This is a genomic window from Streptomyces sp. NPDC051662, assembly GCF_040681655.1.
Classification (GTDB): Bacteria; Actinomycetota; Actinomycetes; order Streptomycetales; family Streptomycetaceae; genus Streptomyces.
In genome coordinates this window covers 1-8,641 of sequence record NZ_JBFAZD010000060.1, presented here as the reverse complement: position 1 = coordinate 8,641, position 8,641 = coordinate 1, and the positions used below count along the sequence as shown (strand labels likewise).

At 68.7% G+C, this 8,641-nt stretch carries 7 protein-coding genes and 1 pseudogene; 5 read left to right on the top strand and 3 right to left on the bottom strand.

Features of this window, described 5'->3' with window-relative positions; translation table 11 throughout:
* Nucleotides 1-55: 55 nt before the first annotated feature.
* Nucleotides 56-1,894, bottom strand: a complete 1,839-nt coding sequence (locus tag AB0M67_RS41445) for a hypothetical protein (RefSeq protein WP_365753378.1) — start codon at nucleotides 1,892-1,894, stop codon at nucleotides 56-58.
* A 373-nt stretch (nucleotides 1,895-2,267) separates the two neighbouring features.
* A complete protein-coding gene (locus tag AB0M67_RS41440) occupies nucleotides 2,268-3,137 on the bottom strand; it encodes a hypothetical protein (RefSeq protein ID WP_365753377.1) in 870 nt (289 codons plus the stop codon).
* Nucleotides 3,138-3,616: 479 nt separating this feature from the next.
* On the opposite strand from AB0M67_RS41440, the gene AB0M67_RS41435 reads away from it, so the two are divergent.
* The 5 genes from AB0M67_RS41435 to AB0M67_RS41415 all read left to right on the top strand — a co-directional run bounded on the left by AB0M67_RS41435 (nucleotide 3,617) and on the right by AB0M67_RS41415 (nucleotide 7,406).
* Nucleotides 3,617-3,829 carry a hypothetical protein gene (locus tag AB0M67_RS41435; RefSeq protein WP_365753376.1) on the top strand — a complete coding sequence of 71 codons (213 nt, stop codon included), beginning with the start codon at nucleotides 3,617-3,619 and terminating at the stop codon, nucleotides 3,827-3,829.
* A 174-nt stretch (nucleotides 3,830-4,003) separates the two neighbouring features.
* Complete coding sequence (locus AB0M67_RS41430; protein ID WP_365753375.1) at nucleotides 4,004-4,276, top strand: hypothetical protein; 273 nt, start codon at nucleotides 4,004-4,006, stop codon at nucleotides 4,274-4,276.
* Nucleotides 4,277-4,309: 33 nt separating this feature from the next.
* A complete protein-coding gene (locus AB0M67_RS41425) occupies nucleotides 4,310-5,602 on the top strand; it encodes a Mu transposase C-terminal domain-containing protein (protein ID WP_365753373.1) in 1,293 nt (430 codons plus the stop codon).
* The gene (locus tag AB0M67_RS41420; protein WP_365753371.1) at nucleotides 5,577-6,368 is read left to right on the top strand and encodes an ATP-binding protein; all 792 of its coding nucleotides are present in this window, start codon (nucleotides 5,577-5,579) and stop codon (nucleotides 6,366-6,368) included. The genes AB0M67_RS41425 and AB0M67_RS41420 overlap by 26 nt, the downstream gene beginning before the upstream one ends.
* 255 nt (nucleotides 6,369-6,623) lie before the next feature.
* Nucleotides 6,624-7,406 (top strand): hypothetical protein, encoded by a 783-nt coding sequence (locus tag AB0M67_RS41415; RefSeq protein WP_365753369.1) that lies wholly within the window; start codon nucleotides 6,624-6,626, stop codon nucleotides 7,404-7,406.
* 335 nt (nucleotides 7,407-7,741) lie between these two features.
* On the opposite strand, the pseudogene AB0M67_RS41410 reads toward AB0M67_RS41415, so the two are convergent.
* Nucleotides 7,742-8,641, bottom strand: a pseudogene (locus AB0M67_RS41410) (IS5 family transposase); the annotation flags it as partial.

Here is an 8,641-nt window from a genome sequence, read left to right as displayed (position 1 = left end):
CCTCAGGTCGGCGTCAGACCAATGATCTTAGCTCCGGACCATGACCGGCCATCACTCACCACCAGTGATCCACTTCTGAAACACGCCCTAGGGCGCCGCCGTCGGTCAGGTCCGACTGCGCGGCCTGCCAGAGCGCGGCCGGGGGCTTTATGCCCCAGCGCTCGGGGGCGATCTGCTGCTCGATGATGTCGCTGAGGTCGACCAGGTCCGCTGCCTCGCCGATGCCGTCGGGCGCGAGGACGCCCTGCAGGCATGGGACGACGTCTTTGACCGGGGTTCGCGCCCAGGCGAGGGCGTCGGTGAACCAGGGCTGCCGGTCCAGCTTGCGGCGGTGGTCGGGGCTGAGATAGCCGAGGGCGGCGTGCTCGAGGAAGGCCAGGGGAAGCGGTCCGCGTACGCCCAGTCGGCGGGCTTCGACGGCTGCGGTCACCACGGCCTTGCCGGATGCGTGGTCGGCATGGCGGTAGCGGTCCAGAAGTTCGGGGGCGGCCGCCAGGCGCTGGCACAGTTCACCGTTCACGCGTGCCTGGGCGGCTGCCTGGGTCCACTGGCCGTCGCTGCGGGCCAGGGTCTCGAACCGGTTGAGCCCGGAGGTGTCGAAGACCCTGGGCTGGTGGACGGTGCGGGCCAGATCGAGCAGAGAGTTGATGTGCCGGGTCCGGCCCTTCTTCTTGGGGTTGGATCCGGGCGCGTCGAGGAGGGTGGGCCACATGGTGGCCAGGACAACCACCGGGGCGGGCGGCTGTTCCAGCAGTGCGAGCAGGTCTTCGGCAGCACGGTTGCCGTCCGCCTCGGCGAACAGATGGTGGGCGTTGTCCAGCCAGATCACCGTGGGACCGGTGAGCACGTTGGTCTGCAGGCAGGAGCGCAGTCCGGCAGCGGACTTCGGGTACAGCAGCTGCCAGTCGGGCACGCACGCTGTGACTGCTTCCCAGGCCGAGCGGGTCTTGCCGGTGCAGGAGTCCCCGCGCACGACGACCATGCCTGCACCCTTGTCGGCCACCGTGCGCAAGTGGCAGCGCAGTTCGCCGTCGTGGTCCCGTTCGACATAGGGGGGCAGCTTCATGCCGTCGTGCTCCTGGACGGCCCGGTGTACACCCAGGAGGTCCGGCTGCCAGGCGGTGACCGGGCGGGGCCTTGCGACCAGCGCCTCACCGCGCCGGTGGGTGTCGGGCCCGGCCGAGCGATGGGCCAGCAGGCTGAGTTTACTGACCGCCGCGCGGATGTCGGTGAGGGACAGCTCGCGCTTGCCGCCAATGACCTGCTGGGTGCCCCACTGGACGCCCGTCATGATCGCCTGTTCGTCGTGCTGCAGGCCGGCGGCTTGCATCAGGCGGGAGACGAGGGTGGACTGGAGGGGCTCGTCGCGCCCCAGATGGAACTCCAACACATCCAGGAGTTTGAGGAGTTGGGCCTCGTCGAGCCCGGCGTGGGCGGCCCAGCGGGCGCGCGCCCGTCCCCGCTCTGAGCGGGGTCCCTGGTGGTCTGCCCGAGGCCGCAGCAGACCGGTTCGCGTGTCCCGGCCTTTGAACAAGACATCCGCGGGATCCGGTGACCGGTTGGTCAGCAGGGCCAGTTGGACCTGCTCCCCGTTCCGGGTCAGGGTCTGCCAGGAGCTGGTGATCTTCTGCAGGATCGACGGTCCGCCGTCGGTGCTCGGTTTGAACAGGTACTCCTCCCCCACCGCGGTCGACGCTTCCGCCGCGTACTTGACCTGCGCGTAGCGGGTCGGTTTCCCATCCGCGTAGTAGTAGACGACGTCATCCAGGTTGCCCGCCCCCGTGACCTCGACACCGACCGCCACCACCGCGCCGCGGACACCGTCAAGCGCGTCCTTGTAGACCTGGACGCACCCCTCCCACACGTACAGCCACTGATAGGTGTCCCCAGCCACGCGCACACCCGTAGCGCTGGGAGGAGGAAGAGCCGGCACCCGCAACCCCTTGTGAAGGAATCCGCCCCTACAGCGGAACCCTCAAAGCCTACGGGGCCTCACCGACATACGGCCTCAACTCACACCATCGCCCCTCCCTCGCAGTGACACCGCCGGACCGCCCCAGCAGCCTGGCCGCTGCCACCGTCCACGTTCCGCCGGCCGCCAAGGCTAACCCGCGCTCGCCACACCGCAGTTCCGCACCACCAACCGGACCGGGTACCCTCACAGCCTGGCTGCCACGTCTCTGACCAGCGCAAACTCTGCACCCGCTATAGCAGTCGGCGTGAGAATGACCTGGCCTTTCGTCACTCACGTCAGCAACAGGTGAGCATCACCCGTCAGTGCCAATCACCAGGTCGCTGAGGCTGCGCCACTGACACTCAGATGACGATGTCCACCTGACACTCTCCCGCCGACCATCAGTCTTCCTGGGCTTGCGCGGCCGTGTGACGGCGGTGCGCTGGTACTGGTGGGCCATGGTGAAGCCGAGCGGGGAGAGCGGGGCTTTGGTGCGGTGCTCACGTCGCTCGACGAGCCCAAGGGCGACGAGCTTCTTCAGCCCGCGTTCGTGGGTGTCGGGGGACCAGCCGTACCACTCGGGGGCTTTCTCCGCGGGGAAGGTCGACCAGTTCTTCTCGCGGGCGACGACCAAGAACAGGGCCAGGCCCGGCAGGTCCAGGTCCTCGTCACGACCCAGCGTCCAGAACGTGGTCGGGACCTGCAGGAAGCGATTCTCCTCCGCGTCGCCCACGGGACGGTCGTAGGGCTTCTCGCTGCCGTCCTCACGCAGGAGAGTGACTGTGATCATGGTCCCGCTGCGGCTGCACTCGATCAGCTTGCGCGCCTGCAGCCGGCGCAGGGCCCGCCAGGCACCGGTACGGGCGGACTGGTCGGTCGCGGTCTCGTGGATGTCCATCAGCCGCGCCCACACCGCGCTGTCGTGCGTGGTCGACCAGCCGTTGTCCCCGTTGCTGCACGCGGCCACGATGATCAGGTAGGCCTTGAGGCCCCGCAGGTCCCTCCCGGTCACGAAGTCCTTCAGGGGCCCATGCCGGCTGGCGGCCCTCCTGTTCGCCTGAACGAAGGTCTTGCGCAGCGGCACGTTGGCCCGGATCGAACGGGTGAGGACCGCCGTACGCGTGTCCCGCCCAGTCGCGGTCATCTCCTGCATGTCCCGCTTGGCAGGCGTCGTCGTCTTCATGCACCAGAAGCTAGCCAGCTGAGCCCTCCAACCCCAAACGATCCAGCCTCCCGAGAGCTGACGTACCAGCAGCTGATCATGGACGGCCCAGCGGGTGTATGTGATGGCCGCTGAAAGGGCCATGTGACAGATCCAGGTGAGAGACCCAGGTGAAAGGTCAACTGGGATAACTACTGTTTGGGATGGGGGTACGCCTCAGCTCCACAACCCGCATGCCCGGCCGCCGCCGTCCCGGCACGACGGCGGACCCGACCGACCACCTCGCTCTTCCGGCCGCCAACCCCGCTTCGCGCCCTGGCCCCGTTCCGTCAGCGCCCACAACACGAGGCCGCAGACGGCCCTCTGAGCGCCCTTCAGGCAATGCTCCGACGGGGAGGTCGTTTCGCACTCGGAGGCGCCCAGCGGGCCGTACGGCGACTCCTTGACCGGCAGCCGTTCCGTGCGCGCCTCGGCCAGGCCACTGGGGGCGGGAGGGGGCTATGGAGACTGAGCGGATGATCGAGCGCCGCCCGCTGGGCACCGGCCCCCGCCCCTCCACTCCCCCGGCACAGCCCTCAGCCGAGCGCCGGGCCCACCTCGCCGCCGAGTTGGCCGAGACGCCCATCGAGGCAGCCGAAGCGCCAGACACCACCGCGCGGACCGCAGCCGCTCCCGGCCGACGCCGCCTGAGCCCCGGCGGCGGGTCGCCGTAGGAGTAGCCGCACGAGGCGCCGCGACGCCGTCCTAGTCCGCGGGCACGGCTGTACCGGATGGCGGTGATTGCTGTCAGTCGTATGCCGATACCGGTCAGTTGGGTGACGAAGGGCTGGGATACCTGGGACCAGGACGGCAACCGTGCCGTCCGGTGCTTGTGGGACGGGGCCGCCATGCCGGGAAGCCAAAATGGGTTCGAGGGGGGGCCGTCGGCCGTTTTCCCGTCCCGGTTGGGGCGGGCCGCCGCGATGCCCCGGCTGCTGGACCTCGATGGGCGCGGGGAGCTGACCGCCGCGCATGTGCGTCTGGTCGCACGGGCGTTGGGGAAGTCGGAGCGGACGGTGTGGCGGTGGCTGGCCGCTGCCCGTGAGGATCACCGTCTCGCCCGGGTGGAGGCGTCGCACTTCACGGTCACGACAGAAGTCCGGCAGCTGCTGGCGCTGTGAGGCGGGAACGCCTCCCGGGTCCACGCCGAGCTGGTGCAGCGGGCGGCCGGCGATCCGGACGCGCCCGCGGTGCCGTCGCTCTCCACGTTGCACCGGGCGATCCGCCGGGACCTGACCCGCGGTGAGCGGGCCGGACTCAAGAGCGGAGAATCCGCCCGCCGTGCTCACGACGTATTCGGGCAGCGTCCGCCGACGCACCGAAACGCTGTGTGGGAGGGCGACCACAAGCACGCGCCCGTCGAGGTGGACGTGGAAGGTGAGCTCGCCACGCCGTGGGTGACCTGGTTCATCGACTGCGCCACCAAAGCGATCACCGGGGTCGCGGTCACCGCGCACGCTCCAAGCCGCGACGCGGTGCTGGCGTCCCTGCGGATCGCGATCACCCGCACGGAGCCGTTCGGGCCGGTGGGCGGGCTGCCCGGCCAGATCCGGGTCGACCGCGGCAAGGAGTTCCTGTGCGCGACGGTCACTGCGGCGATGGGCGCGTTCGCCGTCCCCGTGACCGATCTGCCCGCCTATACACCGCACTTGAAGGGCACCATCGAGGCGTTGAACGACGCGGTGGAGGAGATGTTCCTCGTCTCGCTCCCCCGCTACACCGGCCGCCAGAAACTCACTGGTGGCCGACTCGCCGACCCCGACGCCCCGCCCCTGACGTATGAGGCGTTCGTGGCGCTGCTGCTGGACTGGGTGACCTGGTGGAACACCCGCCACCACCCGTCCGCACTGAACGGCAGGACTCCGCTTCAGGCGTGGCAGGCCGACGCGACCCCGCTCACGGACGTATCCGCCGGGCAGCTGGCGACGTTCGCCCTGGAGGACGACGGCCGTACGTACACGATCAGCACCAACGGAGTGCGGTGGCGCCGCCGCGATTACCTCGCCCCGTGGATGAACGGCCGTACCGGCACCAGAGTCTCGGTACGGCATCTACCCCACCACGACGACACCATCGAAGTCTTCGACGCTACGACCGGCCGCCACCTCGGTTCGGCGTTCCTGGCTGCCGCGGCGAGCAGGGAGCAGATCCGCTCCCTCCAAGCCGCCCGGACCGCGGCCGCCCGCCGGCTCAAGGCCGACCTGAAAGCCGCGGAGAAACTGCGCCGCCAGCGCTTCGAAGCCTCCACCACCGCCGCCCCGCCCAGACCCCTCACCTCCCCGACCTCCGCGCAGGCCGAAGAGGAACTGGGCGCGGCGGCGCAGACGGACCGCCGTGCCCTGGCCCGTCCCGATCTCGTTCCGCACGGCCCCGCACCCGATACCTGGGCCCGCCCCAGGCCCCCGCGCATACCCACCCCTGATGAGGACCGAGCTGATGATCGCTGACCTGGACTACGGGCTGCTGCCCGACGAGAGCGAAGACCACTTCCTGGGCCTGGACCAGGCCCAGTTGGTCGGCACCGACACACTGCTGACCACCCGGGACAACATCGAGGCCGTCATCGAGGCCAAGGCCATGATGTGCGTCTACGGGCCGGCCGGATCCGGCAAGACGATGTCGGTGAACTCCGCCCTGCGCCACCTCGCCCCAGACATCACCCACCGCCTGGAACTACGGGCCGGACCGACCCCCAGGGACATCCGGCATGGACTCTTCCAGGCGCTGGGGCTGCCGGGAGAGCCGCCGGCCCGCCCGATCGAGTTCGACACCCTCCTCAAGGAGGCGCTCGCCGAGGAGTTCCGGGTCCTGGTCTGCGACGAGGCCCAGTGGATGAAGAAGACCGGGTTCGAATTCTGGCGCCACCTGTGGGACGACAAACGCACCAACATCGCCGTCATCTTCGCCGGAGGCGACGGCTGCTACAAGGTCCTGCGCCGCGAACCCATGCTCGCCTCCCGGATCTTCATCTGGCAGGAATTCACCCGCATGTCCAAGGACGAAGTGAGGGAGACGATCCCCGCCTTCCACCCCGTCCGGGCAGACGTCGACACCGCGCTGATCGACGCGATCGACAAGCAGGCCGCACACGGCAGCTTCCGCAACTGGGCCAACATCACCACCCACATCCTCGCCGGCATGAAGAAACTCAACCTCAAACAGGTCGACGAAGACCTCGTGCGCTGGGTCTACAGCAAAATCGGCGGCATGTAATGACGGCTGGCGGCCCGTACCCGGTCACCGTCATCAACGACCAAGACGACCACCCCGCCTGGACGGCCGCCGCACACACCGCACACGACCCAGCCCTGGGCCGTCTGACCGTCGACCCCAGCCCCGCCAACGGCGCACCCGCCGCCCTCGCCCACGACCTGCTCTACGCCCTGGGCAAACGCCTCCCCCAAGGCCGAAACCTACGGAACCTGGGCCGACTCCCAGCGCCCCGCCTGGGACGCGGTCGCCGCCTGGATGCTCACCCACCACATTGGGCACCTCATCGTCTGCCGGACCGACCACCTCACACACGCCCGCCGGAGACAACTGCTCACCCTGCGGGAACGGTGCGGTATCCGTCTCACCCTCCTGTGGCACCGGCCGGTCACCCCCGTCCTGAGAACGCTCCTCGAAGGAACCCCGCATCACATCATCGACACCCTCCCCCAGGCCCATACCGTCCTGGGCCACACAGGACACTCACCGACCGGCACCCGAAACGCTGGACAACAGCGGCCCATCGAACCAGCCCCCGGCCAGGACAACGGGCAGTGGCTCACCTTCCCGGCGCCGGCCGGCGGCACGGTGACAGACCGTCCGAAACGCGCCCGGTGCCCCGGCGCACCCGAACTCGCCCCCACGACGACCGGCTCACCGCCCGCGCAAGGAGATGACCGCACACCAGCAGACGTCCTCGCCGCACGGCTGACCACGGTCGCGCATCCGCTGCACGCCACAGCCCTGACCATCCACGCAGTCACCGGAGCAGCCATCAGCCGGCTCGCGCTCGTCCGCGGTATCGACATCAACGAAACAGCGACCACCGTCAAAGTCCACGACAACACAGCCCACCGCAAATGCCAGGTCTACCCACTCCCCACCTGGACGCGCTGCCTCATACGTGCTGCCGGAATTCACGGACAGCTCAAAGACCGTGCACCGGACAGCCCGCTATTCCCCTTCATCACAGTCCAGGACAGCGAACAACTCCGCCTCACCGCAACAGGAATCCGCTACAACCTGAACCCCCAGCCGTAGAAGACGGCACTTCTCCGCCCTCAACAGGCAGCACTCCCCCGAGCACTCGCACCGCCTTGACCAGCGGCAACACCCTCCACGCTGTACCAACCTGCAACAAACCGACCAGGCAAAACACCAAAAAAGTCAGCCAAAGAACAGCATTCATGTCACCACCCCAACCCCCCACTACAACAACCCCACCAGCAGAAACTCCGCACCTACCCCACTGACAACACGATGCCGAACCACCACTGACAAAACCCTGCAGATCATCACGCTATTGCCGTAGATGTCGGTAGCGGCCGTCGCCGTAGTGCCGTTGTCCCTGGCCGGACTAGGCCCTGTCCGGGCGATCATGAGCGGAGCCAGATGATGGTGGCTGCGGCGGTGATGGTGCCGAGGAAGACGTAGCCGCGCTTGTCATACCGTGTGGTCACAGCCTGGGATTGTTTCAGCTTGTTGATGGCCCGTTCAACGACGTTGCGCTTCTTGTACCGCGCTTTGTCGAAGCCGGGTGGCCGACCGCCTCGTGAGCCTTTGCGCAGGCGGGCGGCCTGGCTGTCGCTCTTCTCCGGAATGATGTGGCGGACGCCCCGCCGGCGCAGGTACTCACGGCACGGTCCGTTGCTGTATGCCTTGTCGGCTGCGAGGCTGTCGGGCTTTGTGCGTGGTCTGCCCGGGCCGGTCCGGGGAACCCGGATCTTCTCCAACACCGGCTCCAGCTGGGTGCAGTCGGCCCGTTGGCCGGGTGTGACGATGAGAGACAGCGGGCGGCAGCGGCCTTCCGCACTCAGGTGGACGTTGGTGGTGAAGCCGCCGCGGGACCGGCCCAGTCCCTCACCTGCTTCACCACCTCCACCAGCCGGGCGTGCAGGCTGAGCCATGGCGGTTCGTTCTGGCGTTCCACGGCTGCGGCCCACTTTGAGGCGTGCGGCGCCGGTGGCGGCGCGGTGCGGGCTCCGGCCGCGTGCTGGTGCGCGCGCAGGATGGTGGAGTCCACCGCGATGTCCCAGTCGATTTCCCCGGCGGCGTCCGCCGCGGCCTGGACCCGCTGCAGGAGACGTTCCCAGGTGCCGTCGGCCGGCCACAGCCGGTGCCGTTCGTAGACCGTCTTCCACGGCCCGTACCGTTCCGGCAGGTCACGCCACTGCACCCCGGTCCGCACCCGGTGCAAGATCCCGTTGACCACCTGCCGGTGATCCCGCCACCTGCCACAACGCCCGTTGCTGACCGGAAGGAACGGCCGCAACTGC

Excerpts from the sequence above, each read along its gene's own strand:
- AB0M67_RS41440 (WP_365753377.1), bottom strand. The coding sequence starts at position 3,137 with ATGAAGACGACGACGCCTGCCAAGCGGGACATGCAGGAGATGACCGCG.
- AB0M67_RS41435 (WP_365753376.1), top strand. The coding sequence starts at position 3,617 with ATGGAGACTGAGCGGATGATCGAGCGCCGCCCGCTGGGCACCGGCCCC.
- AB0M67_RS41430 (WP_365753375.1), top strand. The coding sequence starts at position 4,004 with ATGCCGGGAAGCCAAAATGGGTTCGAGGGGGGGCCGTCGGCCGTTTTC.
- AB0M67_RS41420 (WP_365753371.1), top strand. The coding sequence starts at position 5,577 with ATGAGGACCGAGCTGATGATCGCTGACCTGGACTACGGGCTGCTGCCC.
- AB0M67_RS41415 (WP_365753369.1), top strand. The coding sequence starts at position 6,624 with ATGCTCACCCACCACATTGGGCACCTCATCGTCTGCCGGACCGACCAC.